The following is a 21,625-nucleotide window of genomic DNA, read 5'->3' on the forward strand; positions in this document are numbered from 1 at the left end:
GGCGCCAGACTGTTAAATCTGGCGCCTTTCGAAATATGGGGTGGACGATGGGGATCGAACCCACGACAACGGGAGTCACAATCCCGTGCTCTACCAACTGAGCTACGCCCACCATATTGCGTAACAAAAAAGCCAAACAACTTCTTTGTTGAAACTTCACCAGCCCGAAGACATGAATGAAGCTTTAATTGGTGCGGATGAAGAGACTCGAACTCTTACGCCTCGCGGCGCTGGAACCTAAATCCAGTGTGTCTACCAATTCCACCACATCCGCAGATGAAGCTTTAAAGCAAAGGCGCCAGACTGTTACATCTGGCGCCTTTCGAAATATGGGGTGGACGATGGGGATCGAACCCACGACAACGGGAGTCACAATCCCGTGCTCTACCAACTGAGCTACGCCCACCATATCGCGCTACTTGTGCCAAAGCTGCCTAATGGCGCACCCGGCAGGACTCGAACCTGCGACCATCCGCTTAGAAGGCGGATGCTCTATCCAGCTGAGCTACGGGCGCCTTATTAATCTGTATTCTTAAAGGACTACAAACTAAGTGCTTTCCAGTGTCGCAGAACCTTGATTCCGCTTCACCTTCTTAACCAGTGCTAGGCTGTGCCCGACAAGTGCGACGAATAGTATAGAGCGCTCCGAAGGTCGTCAAATCCTTTTTGAAAAAAATTCATTTAATTAAAGGAGTTAGAGGAATTTGCTGACCAAGCGCCTTTGCCCTCACCGCTCGACATGCGAGAATGCGTTCTCATTTTTTCCCCTCTCGATGGTTAATCACGCGCAATGACTGCACAACTAATCGACGGCAAATCGATCGCCGCCAGCCTGCGCCAGCAGATCGCCCAACGAGTTGCCGAGCGTCGCCAGCAAGGCCTGCGCACTCCCGGCCTCGCGGTGATCCTGGTCGGCAGCGATCCTGCCTCTCAGGTTTATGTCTCGCACAAGCGTAAAGACTGTGAAGAGGTTGGCTTCCTCTCTCAAGCCTACGACCTGCCCTCCGACACCACGCAAGACGCGTTGACCGATCTGATCGATCGCCTTAACGACGACCCTGCAATCGATGGCATCCTGCTTCAGTTGCCGCTGCCCGAGCATCTGGACGCCTCCAGACTGCTGGAGCGTATCCGCCCGGACAAAGACGTCGACGGTTTCCACCCTTATAACGTCGGCCGCCTGGCCCAGCGCATTCCGCTGCTGCGTCCATGCACGCCCAAAGGCATCATGACTTTGCTGGAAAGCACTGGCGCTGATCTCTACGGTATGGACGCAGTGGTTGTCGGCGCCTCCAACATCGTCGGTCGCCCGATGGCGATGGAACTGCTACTGGCCGGCTGCACCGTGACCGTGACTCACCGCTTCACCAAGGATCTGGCCGGCCATGTCGGTCGTGCCGATCTGGTGGTGGTGGCCGCCGGCAAGCCGGGCCTGGTCAAAGGCGAGTGGATCAAGGAAGGCGCGATCGTGATCGACGTCGGCATCAACCGTCAGGATGACGGCAAACTGGTCGGTGACGTTGTTTACGAAACCGCCCTGCCCCGCGCCGGCTGGATCACCCCGGTGCCGGGCGGCGTCGGTCCGATGACCCGTGCCTGCCTGCTGGAAAACACCCTTTATGCGGCAGAAACCCTGCACGCCTGACCGGTATTTTCAGCAATAAGAAAAACCCGCCTTGTGCGGGTTTTTTCATGCCTGAGAAAAAACTGTAACCGTTCGCCGGAAACCCCTCTTTTTACAGGCCTTTTCACGAGATTTTCAGGTCACTCAAACAACCATCGACAGATCTTCAGCCATACTCCTAGAATGCGACGCTTTGAAGAAATAACCCGTTACAAACTAACGGAATATCCAACTTTTATGAGTTCGCCCGCGTGAAAATTCGTCTTTCGATTCTGAGCCTGTTTTTTGCAGTTTCAGGCACTTTCATCACGCCAACGATCAACGCTGCGGAAACCACCGCTGCCCCACGCGACGCTTCGACCCTGAAGATCGCCTCCGGCAGCGCCCTGCTCATGGATATGCAGACCAATAAAGTCATCTACTCCAGCAACCCTGACGTGGTCGTGCCGATCGCTTCTGTCAGCAAGTTGATGACCGGTTTGGTTGTGGTTGAAGCCCGGCAAAACATGGACGAATGGATCAATGTCGATATCAGCAATACGCCGGAAATGAAGGGCGTGTTCTCCCGAGTCAAACTAAAGAGTGAACTGCCGCGTCGCGAGATGCTGCTGATCGCCCTGATGTCTTCGGAGAACCGCGCGGCCGCCAGCCTCGCGCACCACTATCCGGGCGGTTATGCAGCCTTTATCGCGGCGATGAACGCCAAAGCCAAGGCGCTGGGCATGACCAGCACGCACTTCGTCGAGCCGACAGGCCTGTCGGAGCGTAACGTTTCCACCGCCCGTGACCTGAGCAAGTTGCTGGTGGCCGCGCATAAGTATCCGCTCCTCAGTGAACTCACCACTACCAAGGAAAAAACCGTGTCGTTCCGCAAACCCAATTACACCCTGGGTTTCCGTAATACCGACCACTTGGTCAATAAGGCCGATTGGGACATCAAGATCACCAAAACCGGCTTCACCAACCCCGCTGGGCATTGCCTGGTTCTGGTGACGAAAATGGGCAATCGTCCGGTCGCTTTGGTGATTCTCGACGCATTTGGCAAGTACACCCATTTTGCCGACGCCAGTCGTATTCGCAGCTGGGTGGAAACCGGGCGAAGCGCCAACGTTCCCGCGGTGGCTCAACAATACAAGGCCGAGAAGAACCTCAAGTCGCGCCAGAGCGGCGTGGTTGAGGCGTCCAAGTAACCCGCCGCACAAGAAAAAGCCCCGAATCGTCGGGGCTTTTTTTCGTCCGTGAATCAGTCATTGGGCAGCGGCATTTTGTCGTCATCGGGGACGCCATCGCCTGCACTCGGATCGCGCGAAGGCTCGGGTGTCAGCACATTAGGCCGAGCCATCGGGTCGCGCATCGGGCTGTCCGGGTCCAGCACCGGATCAATGTCCGGTTCCGGCGTCGTGGGTACACTGTCAGGTTTTTGATCATCGAAGCTTGAATCGGTACTCATACGCACCTCGCATCAAGGTTTCAGATTGGCTAGCGGGTCATAAGGTTTGGCCGGCGTCTTCTCGTCTTCACCGGGTTTTACGTCTTTCGGCGCTTTTGCCGGGCCAACCGGATCGACTTGCGGATCGTCGACGTCTGGCGAATCCGGGTCGAAGCCCAGATCATGACCCGACGAATGCTCGGACGAATGCGGCCCTTTCGGGGATGGGGAGTCTGCCATGTTCGTCTCCTGATTCACCCGCAACAAACGGGTTCTACTCGTAGGAGGCCTGCCGGGCCCAGTCGTGCCCGGCAGATGACGAACGGAAAGTCAGTGAGCCGCCAGGGCCTTGCGCGCCTGCGCCGCTTCGTTTTCCTGACCGGCCTGAGCCAGTTCATCGGCCGCTTTGAGCCAGCGCTGACGGTCGACGGCTGCCGGAATCTGCGACGGTTTCTGAATCAGCACGGCCCAGCCACCGGAATTTTCCAGGGCCGACTCAAAGGAACCGAAACTCATCAGTTCGCGACGGTTCATTCCCGCACGCAGCAGCACCTTCTGCTTGTTGCGGTCATAACCGGACAAGATCGCGTACCGCGGCTCGGCCCAGAACGCCGAACCCTCGCTGAAACGCACCATTACCGGATAACCCGCCGCCACTTGCGTCAAAAGCGCAGGCAGATTGCTGTCCAATGGATAAACCACCATGCCGTATTCGCGGGCAAGGTTCTGGATATTCTGCTGCAGTTTGTCTTCGGCACCCGGCAAGTGCAGGGGTTTTTCCAGCAAGCCCGGGGTGATCACGACGCCCTGCTGCGATAACAGGCTGGCCAGCACTTGCGGCCCGCTTTGATTGGCTTCACCGCGATAGAACGTGCCGCTGAGTTCGACCCGCTCCGGCAGACGCTTGACCTCGGGCGCGACACTGCCTGCACATCCGGCCAACAAGGCCGCACAACCCGCCACCAGCAGCGCCGCACGAATTCGAGAAATTACCTGCACCATCATCACTCTCTGTTCAGACGCCGGTCATCGTGTTCCGGCAACGCCTGCGATCATAGGGCCGCGCCAGTCTGCGGTATAGCCTTAAGCGGCAGACACGCCGATTGCATAGAGCAAACTGATTGGTCGCAATCGACCTTTGGTCAATAGTCTGAAACACCCCATTGTCTAGACTGTCACTGAAACAGAGCGAATTGAAAAGTGTGCGCCCGATGCACGGCGAAGAGGAGGCACTGATGAGCCTGACCATGACCATTGTGATGTTGATTGCCGGCTGGCTGGCCGTGGCGGCTGCCATGTTGTGGGGGGTGCTGCGGATTTCACGGCGCCACCATCACCATCCGGTTCAGCCTGCTGCGGTTGAGAAAGCCGAGGAACACCGGGTACGCCACGCGACTGCGCACTGATGTTCAACATCAAAAGCTAAAGCCCCTCACCCTGGCCCTCTCCCCGAGATAGAGGTGATTGATCGAGTTGTTTTCTCGAGTTACGCCGACCTGCAATACCGAGCCCAACCCAAGTTTGAAAACCACACAGATCGGCTCCCTCTCCTTTGGGAGAGGGCTGGGGTGAGGGGCTGGTTCTATTCCACACTGCAAATTCAGAATCGAAAAAAAACCGCCTGATCTCTAAGAGTCAGGCGGTTTTTTTGTACTTTCAGCAGTTACGCCTGCTCAGCCAGCTTCTTCTGCTTCGCCCGACGCGACATCATGTTCAGCACTTCAATCGAAGCCGAGAACGCCATCGCCGCATACACATAACCTTTCGGTACATGGGCGCCGAAACCTTCAGCGATCAAGGTCATACCGATCATGATCAGGAAGCCCAGGGCCAGCATCACCACCGTCGGGTTATCGTTGATGAACTTGGCCAGCGGTTCAGCGGCAAACAGCATCACCAGTACCGACACCACCACCGCGATGATCATGATCGGCAAGTGTTCAGTCATGCCGACGGCAGTAATGATGCTGTCGATCGAGAACACCATGTCGAGCATCAGTATCTGGCCAATAGCGGCAGCGAAACCCAGCGTAACCGTCGAGGTCGCCGACTTCGGATCTTCCGGTGCCGGGTCCATGCTGTGATGGATCTCGGTCGTGGCTTTCCAGACCAGGAACAGACCACCGGCAATCAGGATCATGTCTTTCCAGGAGAACGCCTGACCCAGAATTTCGATCACAGGTGCAGTCAACTGCACGATGAAGGCGATGGTGCTCAACAGCGCCAGGCGCAGGATCAACGCCATGCCAATACCGATGCGGCGCGCTTTCTGCTGGTACTGCTTGGGCAGCTTGTTGGTCAGGATCGAGATAAAGATCAGGTTATCGATGCCGAGCACGATTTCCATCACCACCAATGTGGCCAAAGCAACCCAGGCGGTGGGGCTGGCGGCGAGCTGTAACAGATATTCCATGGGTCAGTCCTGACTCTGTGTAAGACGAATTAGATGGTCTTGGAGGAAGATTCGGATTTTTCCGCGTCTTTTTCCGGTGTTTCCTTTTTCTCGATCAAGCCGCCGGTGGCATCGCTGAGCGCTTGCTCGGCAGCCTTGTGGGTGTCGTCGATCGCTTGCTTGGCGCTTTCGGCAGCCTTGCCCATCAGTTGCTGGGCGCTCTTCTCGGCCTGATCGCAACCGGCCAGAAGCAGTAAAGACGTAAACATCAATGCTGGGATTGTGTATTTCATAAGGTTTCCTTCGAATGAACAGACAGGCTCACAGACCGGCCGTCGATGGCTGGGCATTCTAGGGAGATGAACACTTCAGGAAAATTCGTATTTTTAGCGGCTATACTTCGTTTTTCACGAAGTGTAGACCGTCATGCTCAATTACCGACAACTGCATTACTTCTGGGTCGTAGCCAAGACCGGCAGCATCGTGCGCGCCTGCGAGCAACTGAACCTGACCCCACAAACCATCAGCGGGCAGATTTCTTTGCTTGAGCAGACTTACGGCATCGAGTTATTCAGAAGGGTGGGCCGGCAACTCGAATTGACCGAGGCTGGCCGGCAAGCCCTGCCCTACGCCGAGCAAATGTTTCAACTGGGCGGCGAACTGGAGCTGATGCTGCGCGCACAACCCAACGAGCAGCAGATCCTGTTCCGCGTGGGCGTTGCAGACGTGGTGCCAAAATCCATCGTCTACCGCCTGATCGCACCGACCATGGAGCTGAACGAGCCGCTGCGTATCACCTGTCGCGAAGACAAACTCGAACGGTTGCTCGCCGATCTGGCCATCCAGCGCCTGGACCTGGTGATCTCCGACAGCCCGATGCCTTCGCACTTGGACATCAAGGGCTACAGCCAGAAACTCGGCGAGTGCGGGATCAGCTTCTTCGCCACTCCCGAACTGGCGGCAAAATACGGTCAGGATTTTCCACGCAGCCTGCACGGCGCACCGTTATTGATTCCAGGGGCGGAAACCGTTGTGCGCAGCCGCTTGCAGCGCTGGTTTGCCGAGCAGCAGATCCAGCCGCAAATTGTCGGCGAGTTCGATGACAGTGCCTTGATGCAGGCGTTCGGCCAATCCGGCAGCGGGATTTTTATCGGCCCGAGCGTGATTGCCGATGAAGTGAAGCGCCAGTACGGCGTCGAGCTGATTGGCCAGACCGACGCGGTGACCGAGTCGTTCTATGCCATTTCGGTGGAGCGCAAGGTCAAGCACCCCGGTATCGTTGCGATTACCGAAGGTGCCCGACGCGAGCTGTTTACCGCTTTATGAGGCCTCGGCGCACATTTCGCGCGGCTTGAGTGTCATCAGCACCATGGCGAGGAATACCGACAGCAAGATGAATCCGGCGGCGGCAAAGCCGAGGAAGCCCAGACCCGCGCTGTCGATGACCCGGCCTCCGACGATAGCGCCTAGACCAATGCCCAGATTGGCCCCGGCGATGTTCAACGAAGCAGCAAAGGCCGGCGCTTCTGGCGCGGCTTTCATCAGGCGCACATGGCTGACCAGGAACAGCGCGGCCTGGGTCACACCCCAGATACCCATCGCCACCGCCAGCCCCAGCGGCGAATGAATGTTCGGTACCAGCGAGACCATGCCGGCAATCATGAACGCACAGAACAACACCGACGCCCCCAGCGGATGCCGGTCCACCGCACGACCGCCCAGCGAGTTGCCGATCAGCCCGACCGCGCCAAAGGCCATCAGGCACCAACCAACCACAGTGCCGTTGAACCCGGCAAGGCGCTCAAGGATGTCGGCCAGATACGTGTAAGCAGTAAACATGCCGCTGAACACGAGGATCGACAGCACGATATGACCGATCATCAACGGGCTGCGCAGGATCTTGAACTGCGAACGGAAGCTGACCTGATGCTGGTGCAGACTGGTTTTCGGCAAGTAGACAAACAGCAGCAAAGCTTTGGCAAAGGCGATCACCGCCAAAATGCCAAAGGCACTGCGCCAGCCGAACGCATCGGAAATCAGCGTGCCGACCGGGATACCAAACACTGTGGCGCAGACAATGCCGAAGCCGATCTTGGCGATCGCCCGACCGGCGAAATCCGGGCCGACGATGTCCACTGCCGTCTCACTGGCCAAGGCCCAGAACACCGGCAGGCCGAGCGCCGGGATCAACCGGGCAATCGCCATCACCCAGATGTTCGGCGCCAGCGCCGCCACGGCATTGGCCAGACCAAACATGATCAGGATGCTGATAAACAGTTTGCGCCGCTCGAAGCGGGCGAAATACGCGGTCAAGAAAGGCCCGAACATGGCCACGGTAAAAGCGAATAGAGTCACCAGCAATCCGGCCTGCGGGATGGTGACTTCAAGGTCTCGGGCAATCGCCGGCAACAGGCCGACAATGACGAATTCCGTGGTCAGCACCGTGAAACCGGCGGCGGACAACAGAAGAATGGGCAACAGCATGCGCAACTCCAGCAAAACGACGACACCAGCGTTGACCCGGAGGCCCGCTGGCGAAATTTGAAAATTAGGATGCGCAATCTTAACAGAGTGTGTCCGCACTGACTTGCACAAACCTGTCTATCTGGTTGAACGATCGGGTGGCAGATCGTCACATGCCTGAAGGATAAGGCCTACGCTGTGATAAAGTCCGCGCCCTGAAAAACGTACAGCCCATTCAGCGGCATGTTTAATGGCGTTGATGTCGCCTCAACACTTTCGGTTCGTGGCACTGTTCTGCCCCCGTTTCACCCGTACTGCCACGCAACCTTGCACCCTATAAAAAATCAGAGATGCCGTTATGACCGCTTCATCCCCTTCTCTATTGCAACGCTTGAAAAATCTCAGCCTGGTCACGCAGATCGTGATCGGCCTGATCGCCGGTATCGCCCTGGCGATGCTTGCCCCGGAAGCCGCGAAGTCCACGGCCTTCATCGGCAAGGTGTTCGTTTCGGCGTTGAAAGCCGTCGCGCCGATTCTGGTGTTTGTGCTGGTGATGGCGTCGATTGCCAACCACAAGCACGGTCAGGAAACCCATATCCGCCCGATTCTGTTCCTCTATCTGCTGGGCACCTTCGCCGCAGCAGTGGTGGCCGTGGTTGCGAGCATGGCGTTCCCGTCGCATCTGGTGCTGTCCACCGAAAACGTTGCGGTCACCGCGCCGGGCGGCATCGGCGAAGTGTTGCAAAGCCTGCTGTTGAGCGTGGTGGACAACCCGGTCAGCGCCCTGATGAACGCCAATTTCATCGGCATTCTGGCCTGGGCGATCGGCATGGGCATCGCGATTCGCCATGCCGGCGACACTACCCGCGAAGTGTTGGGTGACCTGTCCAACGGCGTGACGGTCATCGTACGCGTGGTGATTCGCTTCGCCCCGCTGGGTATTTTCGGCCTGGTCGCTTCGACACTGGCTACCTCCGGCTTCGGCGCGCTGATCGGTTACGCGCACCTGCTGGCCGTGCTGCTCGGCTGCATGCTGTTCGTCGCGCTGGTGATGAACCCGCTGATCGTGTTCTGGAAGCTGCGTCGCAACCCCTACCCACTGACCCTCAAGTGCCTGCGTGAAAGCGGTATCACCGCGTTTTTCACCCGCAGCTCAGCGGCGAACATTCCGGTCAACCTGGAACTGAGCAAGCGCCTGGGCCTGCATGAAGACACCTATTCGGTATCGATCCCGCTGGGCGCGACCATCAACATGGCTGGCGCGGCGATCACCATCACCGTACTGACCCTGGCTGCCGTGCACACCTTGGGCATTGCCGTGGACATGCCGACCGCGATCCTGCTCAGCGTTGTCGCTGCGATCTGCGCGTGTGGCGCTTCGGGTGTGGCTGGCGGTTCGTTGCTGCTGATTCCACTGGCGTGTAGCCTGTTCGGGATTCCGAGCGAGATTGCCATGCAGGTAGTGGCGGTCGGTTTCATTATTGGCGTGCTGCAGGATTCAGCGGAGACGGCGCTGAACTCCTCCACCGACGTGCTGTTCACCGCTGCGGCGTGCCTGGGTGAAGAAGCAAAAGCCCAACGTACTGCCTAACAGACTTACCCTGTGGGAGCGAGCCTGCTCGCGAAGGGGCGGGTCAGTCGACATTGATGTCGCCTGACACACTGCATTCGCGAGCAGGCTCGCTCCCACAATGGAAAACAAAAAGCCCGCCGAGGTGTGACCAGGCGGGCTTTTTTGTGGCTGAGATCTTTTCCCCCCTCACCCCAACCCTCTCCCCCCAAGGGGGGCGAGGGGGAAAGGGGGCTGATTTGTGTGCTGTTCAAAACCTGAGTTCGACTTGATGTTTCAGGTCGGCGCATCTCGAACAAACAACGCGATCGGTCTCCTTTACCTCCGGGAGAGGGTCAGGGTGAGGGTTCTTGAAAATCAGAACGCCCCCATGTAATCACGCTTGCCCACCTCAACACCGTTATGACGCAGCAGCGCATAGGTAGTGGTGACATGGAAGAAAAACTGCGGCAGACCGTAAGTCAGCAGGTAAGCCTGACCGCTGAAGCGCTTCTCTTTCGGCGTGCCCGGACGGGTAACGATTTCGATGCCTTCCTTGCCATCGATCTGCTCTGGCTTGATCTCGCCGATGTAGGCCAGAACTTTGGCGATCAGGGCTTGCAGCTCGGCGAAGGTGGTTTCGGTATCGTCGTACTTAGGCACTTCGACTTCAGCCAGACGCGAGGAAACGCCTTTGGCGAAGTCTACGGCGATCTGCACCTGGCGAGTCAGCGGGAACATGTCTGGATACAGACGGGCCTGCAGGAATGCGTTCGGGTCGATGTTTTTCTCGGCGGCGTGGGCTTCAGCCTTTTTCAGCACATCGCTCAAAGCGTTGAGCATTTGTTGAAAAACCGGGACGGATGCGGCGTACAGGGAAATGGTCATGGCAGTCTCGCGTGGTGGCTGGGTGGAACAAGGAGGCGATTATAGCCATGCTTGATGACCACACGGCTTGCCTTTTATTTGGCAAGGATTAGGCTAGGCGCCTTCGACTGCAGAGGGAACGCGCGATGACCACAGAGACAGAATCCACCTTCGACGAGCCACGGCTCAACGCCACGGAAATCCGCATTCTCGGTTCGCTGATCGAGAAACAGGCGACCAGCCCGGAAACCTATCCGCTGACCCTCAATGCACTGGTGTTGGCCTGCAATCAGAAAACCAGCCGCGAACCGGTGATGAACCTGACTCAGGGTCAGGTCGGCCAGAGTTTGCGGGCGCTGGAAGGTCGTGGTTTCGCCAAACTGGTGATGGGCAGTCGCGCCGATCGCTGGGAGCACAAGGTCGACAAGGCGTTGGAATTGGTGCCGGCGCAGGTGATTCTGAGCGGTCTGATGTTTCTGCGCGGCCCGCAAACCGTCAATGAGCTGCTGACCCGCAGCGGGCGCATGCATGATTTCGAAGACGCCGAGCAGGTGGTGCATCAGCTTGAGCGCCTGATTGCGCGGGAGTTGGCGGTGTTGATTCCACGGCAGGCCGGGCAGCGCGAAGATCGCTACACCCATGCACTGGGTGATCCGGCGGATATCGAGGCGATCATGACGGCGCGACAGAATCCGCAGGAACGCGGTGCCGGCAGTGGCGTTTCGGTTGAGCGTATCGAAGAGCTCGAAGCGCGGATTGCCGCGCTGGAAGAACGCTTGGCCCGACTCGAATAACCACCACAAATACATTGTGGGAGCGAGCTTGCTCGCGAATGCGGTGTGTCATTCAACGATGATGTAACTGACACCGCCTATTCGCGAGCAAGCTCGCTCCCACAGGGGTTATTCATCAGGTTTAGGCTCTGGGGTTATTCACCATCCCAGTAATCGACGCCATCCGCCTGCCGCGCCACCGCGACAAAGCCCGAAGCATTACCCTCGGCATCAATCGTGAAGTTATCCATCACCACATATTTGTTCGAATCCGGGTACTCACAAATTTCCGGCTGCTGCTGGGTGCTCACCGCCAGATAACGCAGTTCGGCCTGACTGGTATTGATGATCTGATGCGCCTTCTCCGGCCCACCCGGCGGACAGGCGATCACATCACCTTCGCGGATCGGGAAACGTTCGGCGCCCAGTCGCACTTCGCCCTCCCCGGCCACCACGTAGAACATTTCTTCATTGACCCGATGACTGTGAAACGGGCTGCCGCGCATGCCTGGCGGAAGCGCGTACAGGCGATAACCGAGTTTTTGCGAACCCAGTTGCTGGCCGATACGGGCCATGCGCTGCTGATAGCGCCCGGCCGTTTCGCCTTCCGGGGCCAGGGCTTCGGGCAGGGGTTCGAGTTCGACCTGATGCAGGTTGAGGATGGGTGGGTGCATGGGGGCCTCGGTCACGGTTTTTGTGGTGGGCAAGTCTGTGCTTGCTGGAGGAGGCAATATAGGCAGCAGGATAAACCGCGGTGAATTCATCGCTGGCAAGCCAGCTCCCACAAGGTATGGGAGCTGCTCACAGATTTGTGTTCCAACCCGATACCTGTGGGAGCTGGCTTGCCAGCGATGAGGCCGGTTAACTCACAGCACAATCATGAGAATCAGCTCCGGGCAAACGCCACCGCCGCCGCAAACTGCTCTTCATTCGGCCGAACGCCGGTGTACAGCACAAACTGCTCCAGCGCCTGGATCGCAATCACCTCAAGCCCGGTAATCACTTTTTTCCCTTCGGTCCGAGCGCGCACGATCAGCGGCGTCTCCGACGGAATCGCCACCACATCAAAAACCGTCTCGGCCGCTTTGATCACTTCTGCCTCAAACGCCAGTTGCCCAGCCTCCGGCCCACCGTCCATGCCCACCGGCGTCACATTGATCAACATCTGCGGACGCTTATCCCCCAGTTCCGCCTGCCAGCGATAACCCAATGAATCCGCCAATGCACGGCCGGCGTGCTCGTTGCGGGCGACGATCAGACCGTTTTTGTAGCCACCGTCGCGCAAGGCACTGGCCACCGCTTTTGCCATGCCGCCGCTGCCACGCAGGGCGAAGGTCGAGTCCTTGGGCACTGCATGGGTTTCCAGCAACTGCGCCACGGCGATGTAATCGGTGTTGTAGGCCTTGAGATGGCCGGCTGTGTTGACGATGGTGTTGATCGACTGGATCGCCGCCGCCGACGCATCCAGCTCATCGACCAGCGCGATGCACGCCTCTTTGAACGGCATCGACACACCGCAGCCGCGAATACCCAAGGCACGAATGCCGCCGACGGCGCCGGTCAGGTCTTTACTGCTGAACGCCTTGTAGTAGAAATTCAGGCCCAGTTGTTCATACAAATGGTTATGAAAACGCAGACCGAAATTGCCTGGGCGCCCCGACAGGGACATGCACAGTTGGGTGTCTTTGTTCGGGTTCATCTGCATGAAACTTCTCCTTCAAACGCACTTTCGGATAGACGGGATTAGCCAGCCCATCGAGTTCTGAACGATCATAGAGGCCTGTTTTAAACGTGTTCTGTGGCCCTTGCACGGCCCGGTAAAGAAGCCGGTACAGACCTTACACAAAATTTACCCAGCGGCTGTGCTGATTTTCAGAATTTCGCTGTCTTAGAAGTATCCCCGCGACAACTGTGGGCCTGGTGCAGGCCCTGCCGCCGGGTCGAAGAACCGAGGACTTATCATGATTCGTAAACTCCCCATTCTGGCCTTGTTGATTGGCGCACTTGCTGTCACAGGTCAGGCAGAAGCCGGTGGTGGCCACGGCTGGCAAGGCCCTGCGGTGTTTGGCGCGATCGTCGGCTCGGCCATCATCGGCTCGGCACTGATCAACCAGGATCGGCCGGTGTATGTGCAACAACAGCCGGTTTATGTACAGCCACAACCGGTCTACGTGCAGCAGCCGCCACCACCGGTCTACTACCAGCCGGCGCCGGTGTATGTGCAGCAACCGGTGTACATCCAGCAGGCCCCCGTCTACTACGGCCCGCCTCGCGGTTATTACGGCCGGCCACATGGCTACTACGGCGGCCCTCGCTGGTAACCGAAACACAAAGCCCCGCTTTCATAGCGGGGCTTTTTTATGACCGTTGGTCGGCCAGCGTCTGAAAAAATCTCGCCAAGGTCGCTGTGAGGACAGTTTCACCGGCTAAAGTCGGCATGATTGATTGACCGTTATGGTCTTTTCCATAAAACGGTCATTTATTTGTCATGACGGAACCGCAATCTGAATCCGTCCGTAAACAACAGGTTGATAACAACAAGGACGACTGTATGCCAACACAAAACCCGCACCGCATTGTCGGTCTGTGCACCTCCAGCAAGGTGTACAGCGCGCTGACCGAGCTCAAGCATCTGGAAGGCCATCGTTGCGCCAAGTTTCTTTCGCTGCTGGCGGAAAACCTCGTGCACAAAGGTTTGCTCAACGAACGCGAAGTCATGCACATGCTCGATCAAGTGGTCGATTGAGAGAGCCCTCAACGGCATCAATGACCACTATCGAAAGCGTTGATTGTCCGTAGAAGCGGCGAATCTCTAAGGTAGCTCCATTGTTAGATGGAGGTACTCGTCATGGCTCAGGTTCAAATCATGTCCGTTATCGGCAGCGCCGTTCCCGCCTCGCTCAGGGCATCGGGTCTGCTCGCCTGCTGGTATCTGATGCGCGACGGCGAAGCAATCAGCGGCCCGCTCACTTCGCTGCCCGCGGCACAGGCACTGTCGCAAAAGATCGTCAGCCGGCCGTTTCACGCTTAAGGCAATTGCACCTTGGGTTTGGTCTCGGCAAACAGCGCCCAGCTCGACATGAACAACGCCGCGATCAGCGGCCCGATCACGAAGCCGTTGAGACCGAACACCGCCAGACCGCCAAGGGTCGAGATCAGAATCAGGTAATCGGGCATTTTGGTGTCCTTGCCCACCAGAATCGGCCGTAGCACGTTGTCCACCAGCCCAATCACAAATACCCCGAACAAGCCCAGCACCACGCCTTGCCAGATCATCCCGCTGAGCAGGAAATACACCGCCACCGGCGCCCAGACAATTCCCGCACCCACCGCTGGCAGCAACGATAAAAACCCCATCAAGACCGCCCACAGCAATGCGCTGGGGATGTCGAGAAACCAGAAAATCGCTCCGCCCAGCGCGCCTTGAGTCACCGCGACGACGAGATTGCCCTTCACCGTCGCCCGTACCACACGGTTGAACTTCAACTGCAAGCGCCGCTTGTGGCCTTCCTCCAGTGGCACGGCAGTGCGCACCTTGCGCGCCAGTTCGGCGCCGTCGCGCAGAAAGAAAAACAGCAAATACAGCATGATGAAAAAACTCACCACGAACTCGAATGTGCCCTGACCAAAACTGAATGCCTGGCTGGCCAGCACCTGACTGCCCTGCATCGCCGATTTGACGATTTTCTCGCGCAAGCCATTGAGTTCGCCCATGCCAAAACGGTCGAGCAAGTGCTGAAAGTACGGCGGCAAGCTGTGCTTGAACTGCGCCAGATATGCGGCAATGTCCAGCTCACCACTTTCGATATTTTTGTAAACCGTCGCCCCTTCCTGCACCAGCAACACGCTAACGATGATCACCGGCAGAATCGCGATGACCAGACAGATGCTCAACGTGCACAGCGAGGTCAGGTTGCGTTGCCAGCCAAATTTCGCCTGCAACTTGCGTTGCATCGGCGCAAACAGGATGCCGAGGATCACTGCCCAGAACACCGCACCGTAGAACGGCAACAGGATCCAGATAAAGGCCACCGTGACCAGCACCAGCAGCACGGTCAGGGATTTGAATTGAAGACTCTTTTCGTTCATGTCCGGTCCATGTCAGTCAGGCGTCATGCACGCCCCGCTCCTTAGTCAGCCGCGGCGCGCACGAGTGCCATCTTTATTCATGGAGCATAGATCCAGATCAACAAACCCTCGCCGTACCTGGCTTACCCTGCCGCGCTTTTGCGACCGACACCGCCATGACCTCGATCCTCGCCGCCCCCGAACTGCTCGCTCCCGCCGGCACCCTGAAAAACATGCGCTACGCCTTCGCCTACGGTGCCGATGCAGTCTATGCCGGCCAGCCGCGTTATAGCCTGCGGGTGCGCAACAACGAGTTCGATCACGCCAACCTCGCGTTGGGCATTGGTGAAGCCCAGGCGCAAGGCAAACGCTTCTACGTGGTCGTCAACATCGCCCCGCACAACGCCAAACTGAAGACCTTCCTCAAAGATCTGGCGCCGGTCATCGAGATGGCGCCGGATGCGCTGATCATGTCCGACCCGGGGCTGATCATGCTGGTGCGTCGACATTTCCCGCAGATGCCGATCCACCTCTCGGTGCAGGCCAATACGGTGAACTGGGCGAGCGCCGAGTTCTGGCAGCAGACGGGTTTGAGCCGGATCATCCTGTCGCGAGAATTGTCGCTGGAAGAAATCGGCGAGATCCGCGAACAGGTGCCGGGCATGGAACTGGAAGTGTTCGTCCACGGCGCGCTGTGCATGGCCTATTCCGGGCGCTGTCTGCTATCGGGTTACATGAACAAACGCGACGCCAATCAGGGCAGCTGCACCAACGCCTGTCGCTGGAAATACTCGGCGCAAGAGGCCACGGAAAACCAGCTCGGCGACATCGTTCAGACCTTCCAGCCCGAGCCAACATTGGGCATCGGCGCGCCGACTGATCAGGTGTACCTGCTGCAGGAAGCCAACCGTCCCGATGAATTGATGCCGGCATTCGAGGACGAGCACGGTACTTACATCATGAACGCCAAGGACCTGCGTGCGGTGCAGCATGTTGAGCGCCTGACGCGTATGGGCGTGCATTCCCTGAAGATCGAGGGCCGGACCAAATCGCACTTTTATTGCGCACGCACCACGCAGGTGTATCGCCGGGCAATTGATGATGCGGTGGCCGGGCGCGAATTTGACCGCAGCCTGATGACGGATCTGGAGTCACTGGCGCAGCGCGGCTACACCGAGGGCTTTCTGCGTCGGCATGTGCATGACGAGTACCAGAACTATCAGCATGGCAGTTCGGTGTCGGAGCGTCAGCAGTTCGTTGGCGAGTTGACTGGCGAGCGGCGTGGGCGGCTGGCCGAGGTCAAGGTGAAGAACCGTTTTGGTCTGGGTGATCATCTGGAGTTGATGACACCGAAGGGCAATGTTCATTTTGATCTTCATGAATTGCAGAGCCTCAAGGGTGAGGCCATTGAGGTGGCGCCGGGGGATGGGCATACGGTTTATGTGCCGATTCCGGAGACGGTGGATTTGCGGTTCGGGTTGTTGATGCGGGATATCGGCGGTGCCTGAAAAAGCCCCTCACCCTAGCCCTCTCCCTGAGGGAGAGGGGACTGATTGGGGGATATTGGAGAAATCCACCGACCTGAACGTGCTGTGCCGAATCCATAATCAATTGGGTCGATCAGGTCGACATATAACGCATGACACCTCGGTCGGCCCCCTCTCCCTCCGGGAGAGGGCTGGGGTGAGGGCTGGCTTTTCCTACACACTAAACTCCTCCCGCAACATCCCCACAAACGCCTCCCGCGCCGGATGCACGCCGGCGTTTTCATGCCAGTAAAACAAATTGTCGACGGCGGTCAATTCCGGGAATTCGTACCCCACACACCCAGCCCCTTTCGCGTACTGCTCAAACACGCCCTTGGGCACCAGCGCCACCCCTGCCCCGGCACTCACACAACCGACAATCGCCCCATAACTGGCGAGACTGACGATCGGCAGCGACAACCCCTGACGCAACAGCCAATGCTCCAGCGCCGCCCGATACGGACAACCCTGCGGCCACATGAACACGGTTTTGTCCTGCAGATCATCAATGCCGCGCACCGGCCCGAACGAGGTTGATGCAATCAGCAGCAATTCTTCGCGATACATCGGCGTGCGCTTGAGCTGCGAACGTTCGACATCCACCGCGACAATCGCGCCATCGAGGCGATGGCTGACGGTGTCGTCGAGCAACTGCGCCCAAGTGCCGGTGGTAAGTTCCAGTGCGACCTGCGGATAACGCTGGTGAAACTTCGCCAACAGGCGCGGCAAACGCCCGGTCGCCGACGATTCAATGGCACCGATGCGCAGCGGCCCGGACGGCTCTGCCGAGGGGTCAACCGCCCGTTTCGCTTCAGCGGTCAGCGCCAGAATCTTCTCGGCATAGGCAAGAAACGTCTGTCCCGCCGGACTAATGCGCAACCCGCGCCCCTCACGCAGAAACAGCGCAACGCCCAACTCGGCCTCCAGCGCCTTGATCCGCGCGGTGATATTCGACGGCACGCAAAACAGCTTTTCCGCCGCCCGCGCGATGCTGCCAACCTCAGCCACAGTCTTGAACATACGGATTTGTGCCAGCTCCATACCCATCACTCTGAGTGAACATTCAGCGCATTATAAGTCAGTTGTGGCGAATGATTGGGCGCCCGGATACTCGGCGCATCAACACCACTGAGCGCCTGATCATGCCGCACCCTTCCCCGTGGAAAATCCTCTTGGCGATGACTTTTGTCATCGTTTGCTGGGCCTATTCGCCGACCGGAATTCACATCGGATTGCATGCCTACGCCCCCGGACAGTTGGCGTTGCTGCGGTTTCTGGTGGCGTCGGTGTTCATGGCGTTGATCGCCGCGTTCAAAGGCATTCGTCTGCCGTATTGGCTGGATGTACCGCTGTTGTTCGCCCTGGGTTTTTTCGCCGTCAGCCTGCACCACGTCGCGTTGAATATCGGCCAGCAAAGCGTCAGTGCCGGCGCTTCCAGCGTGTTGGCGCAATCGAGTCCACTGTTCAGCACGTTGCTGGCGCGGTTCTTGTTCAAGGACCGGGTCAGCGCCTGGCGTTGGGGTTGTGTGTTGCTTGGCTTTGTCGGCGTGGTGATTGTGGTCAGCGGTGACAAAGGTTTGGGCGACTTCAATGCGCATGCCCTGTTGATCTTGCTGGCGGCGGTTTCATGGAGCGTTTATTTCGCCCTGCAAAAACATCATGCACGGCGTTACGACGGCTTCAGCCTGGCGTGTTACGCGGTATGGTCGGGGACGATGATGCTGCTGATCTATCTGCCTGGGCTGGGTCAAACCGTGCTGAATGCGCCGCTGCGGGTACAGTGGGCAGTGTTGGCATTGGGCGTGTTTCCCAGTGCGCTGGCCTATCTGGCGTGGGGCTTTGTGCTCAAGCATGTGGATCTGAGCCGGGCGACGATGACGTTGTACCTGATACCGCCGACGGCAATGGGGATTGCCTCGGTCGGGTTGGCGGAGCGGCCGACGCTGATGGTGCTGGTGGGGTCGGTGGTGGTGCTGATCAGTGTGCTGGCGTTGAATCTGGAGCGGCGGGTTGGGGTGGTTCGGACAGCAATCTGATCATTGATTATTGTTGAAGCAAATGCCGCCATCGCTGGCAAGCCAGCTCCCACAGGGTTCTATGGTGAACATAGTTTTCGGGGACATCCGCAAAACCTGTGGGAGCTGGCTTGCCAGCGATGGGGACAGCACAGACAACACATTAATCAAAACCAATCACCGTTCAGCGCCGATCATCGGACAACGGCGTCGGCTCATCTGCCGGCGGCACATCCTCATCATCCGCTGCCGGATCCTTCCAGTCTTCGGGCCGGTCAGCATCGCTCAACGGATCACGTCCTGGGGGCATTCCCATCGGTGAATCATGATCGGCCAGCGTCGGCTCATCGGTGCCGGGCATCGGCCGGGTTGGGTCGGTGGGCAGCACGCCACCCTGAAACAGCAAATCATTAGCCATGACACACCTCACCAAGGAGGTCCGGAATACCCGGGCCGTACAGCTTGGAATCAGGCCTGTCGGCAGCGTGCTATCGAACAGACCGACGGCGCTCAACCCCGTGCAGAGAAGCGATCCCGGCTGTTGGTCAGATGCAGCCACATCGCGGCCCGTGCGGCATCCGCATCCTGACGCTTGATCGCATTCAGAATCGCCTCATGTTCCAGATGGGCCAGTTGCCCGAGCTTGCTCAGATCGGCCGCGCCACGCTCGGCGGCATTGAGCCGGTGACGCGGAATCATTGCGCTGCCCAGATGCTGCATGATCTCGCTGAAACAGACATTGCCGGTGGCCTCGGCGACCAGCAGATGAAAGCGCCGATCCGCCTCGACGCAGCTGTCGTTGTTGTCGAGCAGGCGTTGATAGTCATCCAGCGCCTGACGCATCTGCAGCAATTGCTGCTCGGTACGCCGTTGCGCCGCCAGCGCCGCCGCTTGCGTTTCCAGGCCCAGACGCAGTTCGAGAATGCTGCGCACACCGAGCGCGGTGTCGACATTCAGGCGCAAACCCTGCTCCGCTGCGCGCTCGATGACGAACGTGCCGATGCCGTGGCGCGTCTCCACCAACCCCGAAGCCTGCAATTTGGAAATCGCCTCGCGCACCACGGTGCGACTGACGCCGTACTCCTGAACGATGGAATTTTCCGACGGCAGCTTGTCGCCGGGTGACAGCTGCCCGAGCAAGATGCTCTGAGTGAGTTTTTCCACCAGATCATGGGCGAGGTTGTGCGCACGTTTGCGGGCGGGGACGTCGAGGTCTTCTTGCATGGTCGGTTCCGGTGATCGGGGCTAGCGGATCGTAGCATCGCGCAGGAGTCTTAAGAGATTGATTTTAGCGCCTCCACTTGTATGACAACACTCAAATAAATTCAGATCCTCTTTGATCCTCCTGTCGATAAACGCTGTGTTGCAGTGGAGCGGCATCGCGTTCAACGCCCAGATAAAAACCCGTAAACATTAGCAATCAAGGTGAAAAGGCATAAAAACACGACCGTCCAGAGAAAAATAATCGCCCCGACCCACTTGTAGGACAAAAATTTACAGTTGTATGATGTCTATCAACAACGCTGCACTGCCCTACCCCGCATAAAAATAATCAGTGGGAGAAAACCAAGTGAAAACCTCCGTCTCCGGGATGAACGAGGGCGTCGATTCGACACTCGCGTCCGCCATCTCGAAAGTGAAACGCCACATCCTGCCGCTCTTCGTGATCATGTTCATCGTCAATTACATTGACCGGGTGAACATCGGTTTCGTCCGCACTCACATGGAACATGACCTGGGTATTGGTGCCGCCGCGTACGGCTTCGGCGCAGGTCTGTTCTTCATCGGTTATGCGCTGTTCGAAGTCCCGTCGAACATGCTTCTGCAGAAAGTCGGCGCACGCATCTGGCTGACCCGCATCATGTTCACCTGGGGCCTAGTCGCCGCCGGCATGGCGTTCATCCAGAACGAAACCCACTTTTATGTGTTGCGCTTTTTGCTCGGTGTGGCCGAGGCCGGATTCTTTCCCGGGGTGATCTACTACTTCACCCGTTGGTTGCCCGGCGCCGAACGCGGCAAGGCGATTGCGATCTTCCTCAGCGGCTCCGCCGTAGCCTCGCTGATCTCCGGCCCGCTGTCCGGCCTGCTCCTGCAGATCAACGGGCTGGGCATGCACGGCTGGCAATGGATGTACTTCATTGAAGGGATGTTTTCCGTGTGCCTGTGCGTGTTCGTCTGGTTCTGGCTCGACGCCAAACCGCACGACGCGAAATGGCTGACCCGCGCCGAACAGGACGCACTGGTCAACGCCATCGACGCTGAACAGAAGGCCCGCGAAGCCGCGACGCCGATCCGGCCATCGATGGGCAAACTGCTCAAGGACCGCCAGATCATCCTGTTCTGCCTGATCTACTTCTTCATTCAACTGACCATCTACGCGGCGACCTTCTGGCTGCCGAGCATCATCAAGAAAATGGGCGAGATGAGCGACTTCCAGGTCGGTCTGTTCAACTCGATTCCATGGTTGCTGTCGATCATCGGCATGTACGCCTTCGCTTCGTTCTCGGCCAAGTGGAAACACCAGCAGGCGTGGGTCGCCACCGCCCTGTTGATCGCCGCTGCGGGGATGTTCATGTCCACCACCGGCGGGCCGATCTTTGCTTTCGTTGCGATCTGCTTTGCCGCGCTGGGCTTCAAATCCGCTTCATCGCTGTTCTGGCCGATTCCGCAGGCGTATCTGGATGCCCGTATCGCTGCGGCGGTGATCGCGCTGATCAACTCGGTGGGCAACCTTGGCGGCTTCGTTGCGCCGACTACATTCGGCCTGCTCGAAGAACACACCGGCTCGATTCAGGGCGGTCTCTATGGCCTGGCGGCGACCTCGATCATTGCCGCGATCATCGTCTTCTTCGCGCGCACCACACCGAAACCCGCTGCCGACATCGCCGTGGTCGAGACCGCGCCGAAACACGCCTGAAT

General features: G+C 58.3%; 25 protein-coding genes and 4 tRNA genes. 12 read left to right on the forward strand and 17 right to left on the reverse strand.

Translation table 11 applies throughout. From position 1 onward, the window contains the following. Positions 1-36 precede the first annotated feature (36 nt). The 4 genes from ACZ0A4_RS13220 to ACZ0A4_RS13235 form a co-directional block, all read right to left on the reverse strand. Positions 37-112, reverse strand: a tRNA-His gene (locus ACZ0A4_RS13220). A 77-nt stretch (positions 113-189) separates the two neighbouring features. Further along, positions 190-274, reverse strand: a tRNA-Leu gene (locus ACZ0A4_RS13225). Between the two features lie 56 nt (positions 275-330). Further along, positions 331-406 (reverse strand) — tRNA-His (locus ACZ0A4_RS13230). A gap of 32 nt (positions 407-438) precedes the next feature. After that, positions 439-515 (reverse strand) — tRNA-Arg (locus ACZ0A4_RS13235). A gap of 275 nt (positions 516-790) precedes the next feature. Between ACZ0A4_RS13235 and folD the strand changes: the two genes are divergently transcribed. After that, a complete protein-coding gene (folD, locus tag ACZ0A4_RS13240; protein WP_007917331.1) occupies positions 791-1,645 on the forward strand; it encodes a bifunctional methylenetetrahydrofolate dehydrogenase/methenyltetrahydrofolate cyclohydrolase FolD in 855 nt (284 codons plus the stop codon). A gap of 230 nt (positions 1,646-1,875) precedes the next feature. After that, entirely contained in the window at positions 1,876-2,814 is a 939-nt protein-coding gene (gene pbpG / locus ACZ0A4_RS13245) for a D-alanyl-D-alanine endopeptidase (protein ID WP_463575073.1), read from the forward strand. A 53-nt stretch (positions 2,815-2,867) separates the two neighbouring features. On the opposite strand, the gene ACZ0A4_RS13250 is transcribed toward pbpG, so the two are convergent. The 3 genes from ACZ0A4_RS13250 to ACZ0A4_RS13260 form a co-directional block, all read right to left on the reverse strand. Further along, the gene (locus ACZ0A4_RS13250; RefSeq protein ID WP_463575074.1) at positions 2,868-3,074 is read right to left on the reverse strand and encodes a hypothetical protein; all 207 of its coding nucleotides are present in this window, start codon (positions 3,072-3,074) and stop codon (positions 2,868-2,870) included. A 12-nt stretch (positions 3,075-3,086) separates the two neighbouring features. Next, the gene (locus ACZ0A4_RS13255) at positions 3,087-3,293 is read right to left on the reverse strand and encodes a DUF6021 family protein (RefSeq protein WP_463575075.1); all 207 of its coding nucleotides are present in this window, start codon (positions 3,291-3,293) and stop codon (positions 3,087-3,089) included. A 90-nt stretch (positions 3,294-3,383) separates the two neighbouring features. Then, positions 3,384-4,055, reverse strand: coding sequence for a peptidase C39 family protein (locus ACZ0A4_RS13260; protein WP_463577551.1), 672 nt, complete (start codon positions 4,053-4,055; stop codon positions 3,384-3,386). Positions 4,056-4,288: 233 nt separating this feature from the next. Between ACZ0A4_RS13260 and ACZ0A4_RS13265 the strand changes: the two genes are divergently transcribed. After that, a complete protein-coding gene (locus ACZ0A4_RS13265; protein WP_371043623.1) occupies positions 4,289-4,459 on the forward strand; it encodes a hypothetical protein in 171 nt (56 codons plus the stop codon). 257 nt (positions 4,460-4,716) lie between these two features. On the opposite strand, the gene ACZ0A4_RS13270 is transcribed toward ACZ0A4_RS13265, so the two are convergent. Together ACZ0A4_RS13270 and ACZ0A4_RS13275 are read right to left on the reverse strand one after the other, a co-directional pair. Next, positions 4,717-5,466, reverse strand: coding sequence for a TerC family protein (locus tag ACZ0A4_RS13270; protein WP_034154674.1), 750 nt, complete (start codon positions 5,464-5,466; stop codon positions 4,717-4,719). A 29-nt stretch (positions 5,467-5,495) separates the two neighbouring features. Further along, positions 5,496-5,738 (reverse strand): hypothetical protein, encoded by a 243-nt coding sequence (locus ACZ0A4_RS13275; protein WP_007917343.1) that lies wholly within the window; start codon positions 5,736-5,738, stop codon positions 5,496-5,498. Between the two features lie 133 nt (positions 5,739-5,871). Here ACZ0A4_RS13275 and nhaR point away from each other — a divergent pair, with 133 nt between their 5' ends. Beyond that, positions 5,872-6,771, forward strand: a complete 900-nt coding sequence (gene nhaR / locus ACZ0A4_RS13280; protein WP_108225594.1) for a transcriptional activator NhaR — start codon at positions 5,872-5,874, stop codon at positions 6,769-6,771. Here the strand turns inward: nhaR and ACZ0A4_RS13285 are convergent. Continuing rightward, on the reverse strand, positions 6,766-7,929 hold the full coding sequence (locus ACZ0A4_RS13285) for an MFS transporter (protein WP_463575077.1): 1,164 nt from the start codon (positions 7,927-7,929) through the stop codon (positions 6,766-6,768). The two genes, nhaR and ACZ0A4_RS13285, sit on opposite strands and share 6 nt — an antisense overlap. A gap of 337 nt (positions 7,930-8,266) precedes the next feature. On the opposite strand from ACZ0A4_RS13285, the gene sstT reads away from it, so the two are divergent. Next, the gene (gene sstT, locus ACZ0A4_RS13290; protein ID WP_463575078.1) at positions 8,267-9,499 is read left to right on the forward strand and encodes a serine/threonine transporter SstT; all 1,233 of its coding nucleotides are present in this window, start codon (positions 8,267-8,269) and stop codon (positions 9,497-9,499) included. A 336-nt stretch (positions 9,500-9,835) separates the two neighbouring features. Here sstT and ACZ0A4_RS13295 read toward each other — a convergent pair whose 3' ends face one another. Further along, on the reverse strand, positions 9,836-10,345 hold the full coding sequence (locus tag ACZ0A4_RS13295) for a DUF1993 domain-containing protein (RefSeq protein WP_463575080.1): 510 nt from the start codon (positions 10,343-10,345) through the stop codon (positions 9,836-9,838). A gap of 125 nt (positions 10,346-10,470) precedes the next feature. Between ACZ0A4_RS13295 and ACZ0A4_RS13300 the strand changes: the two genes are divergently transcribed. Then, positions 10,471-11,118 (forward strand): YceH family protein, encoded by a 648-nt coding sequence (locus ACZ0A4_RS13300; protein ID WP_463575082.1) that lies wholly within the window; start codon positions 10,471-10,473, stop codon positions 11,116-11,118. Between the two features lie 134 nt (positions 11,119-11,252). Here the strand turns inward: ACZ0A4_RS13300 and ACZ0A4_RS13305 are convergent, their stop codons facing one another. Both ACZ0A4_RS13305 and ACZ0A4_RS13310 read right to left on the reverse strand, forming a co-directional pair. After that, positions 11,253-11,771, reverse strand: a complete 519-nt coding sequence (locus ACZ0A4_RS13305; RefSeq protein ID WP_463575083.1) for a cupin domain-containing protein — start codon at positions 11,769-11,771, stop codon at positions 11,253-11,255. 212 nt (positions 11,772-11,983) lie between these two features. Then, positions 11,984-12,802: a shikimate 5-dehydrogenase gene (locus tag ACZ0A4_RS13310; protein ID WP_463575085.1), complete on the reverse strand. Its 819-nt coding sequence runs from the start codon at positions 12,800-12,802 to the stop codon at positions 11,984-11,986. Positions 12,803-13,058: 256 nt separating this feature from the next. Here ACZ0A4_RS13310 and ACZ0A4_RS13315 point away from each other — a divergent pair, with 256 nt between their 5' ends. The 3 genes from ACZ0A4_RS13315 (at position 13,059) to ACZ0A4_RS13325 (ending at position 14,128) form a co-directional block, all read left to right on the forward strand. Beyond that, positions 13,059-13,418 (forward strand): hypothetical protein, encoded by a 360-nt coding sequence (locus ACZ0A4_RS13315; RefSeq protein ID WP_007917357.1) that lies wholly within the window; start codon positions 13,059-13,061, stop codon positions 13,416-13,418. 230 nt (positions 13,419-13,648) lie between these two features. Then, a complete protein-coding gene (locus ACZ0A4_RS13320) occupies positions 13,649-13,843 on the forward strand; it encodes a hypothetical protein (RefSeq protein ID WP_016984641.1) in 195 nt (64 codons plus the stop codon). Between the two features lie 102 nt (positions 13,844-13,945). Beyond that, positions 13,946-14,128, forward strand: a complete 183-nt coding sequence (locus ACZ0A4_RS13325; protein ID WP_463575087.1) for a hypothetical protein — start codon at positions 13,946-13,948, stop codon at positions 14,126-14,128. Here ACZ0A4_RS13325 and ACZ0A4_RS13330 read toward each other — a convergent pair. Continuing rightward, the gene (locus ACZ0A4_RS13330) at positions 14,125-15,186 is read right to left on the reverse strand and encodes an AI-2E family transporter (protein WP_160058699.1); all 1,062 of its coding nucleotides are present in this window, start codon (positions 15,184-15,186) and stop codon (positions 14,125-14,127) included. The two genes, ACZ0A4_RS13325 and ACZ0A4_RS13330, sit on opposite strands and share 4 nt — an antisense overlap. A gap of 155 nt (positions 15,187-15,341) precedes the next feature. Here ACZ0A4_RS13330 and trhP point away from each other — a divergent pair, with 155 nt between their 5' ends. Beyond that, positions 15,342-16,673: a prephenate-dependent tRNA uridine(34) hydroxylase TrhP gene (trhP, locus tag ACZ0A4_RS13335; RefSeq protein WP_463575088.1), complete on the forward strand. Its 1,332-nt coding sequence runs from the start codon at positions 15,342-15,344 to the stop codon at positions 16,671-16,673. A 192-nt stretch (positions 16,674-16,865) separates the two neighbouring features. Here trhP and ACZ0A4_RS13340 read toward each other — a convergent pair whose 3' ends face one another. Beyond that, entirely contained in the window at positions 16,866-17,732 is an 867-nt protein-coding gene (locus ACZ0A4_RS13340; protein WP_463575089.1) for a LysR family transcriptional regulator, read from the reverse strand. A 101-nt stretch (positions 17,733-17,833) separates the two neighbouring features. Here ACZ0A4_RS13340 and ACZ0A4_RS13345 point away from each other — a divergent pair, with 101 nt between their 5' ends. Further along, positions 17,834-18,727, forward strand: a complete 894-nt coding sequence (locus ACZ0A4_RS13345) for a DMT family transporter (protein ID WP_463575090.1) — start codon at positions 17,834-17,836, stop codon at positions 18,725-18,727. Between the two features lie 163 nt (positions 18,728-18,890). On the opposite strand, the gene ACZ0A4_RS13350 is transcribed toward ACZ0A4_RS13345, so the two are convergent. Together ACZ0A4_RS13350 and ACZ0A4_RS13355 are read right to left on the reverse strand one after the other, a co-directional pair. Further along, positions 18,891-19,124, reverse strand: coding sequence for a hypothetical protein (locus ACZ0A4_RS13350; protein ID WP_064117699.1), 234 nt, complete (start codon positions 19,122-19,124; stop codon positions 18,891-18,893). A 92-nt stretch (positions 19,125-19,216) separates the two neighbouring features. Further along, complete coding sequence (locus tag ACZ0A4_RS13355) at positions 19,217-19,930, reverse strand: FadR/GntR family transcriptional regulator (RefSeq protein ID WP_463575091.1); 714 nt, start codon at positions 19,928-19,930, stop codon at positions 19,217-19,219. Positions 19,931-20,276: 346 nt separating this feature from the next. Between ACZ0A4_RS13355 and ACZ0A4_RS13360 the strand changes: the two genes are divergently transcribed. Then, the gene (locus ACZ0A4_RS13360) at positions 20,277-21,623 is read left to right on the forward strand and encodes an MFS transporter (RefSeq protein WP_463575093.1); all 1,347 of its coding nucleotides are present in this window, start codon (positions 20,277-20,279) and stop codon (positions 21,621-21,623) included. Positions 21,624-21,625 lie beyond the last annotated feature (2 nt).

This window comes from Pseudomonas sp. AC172, assembly GCF_979258595.1.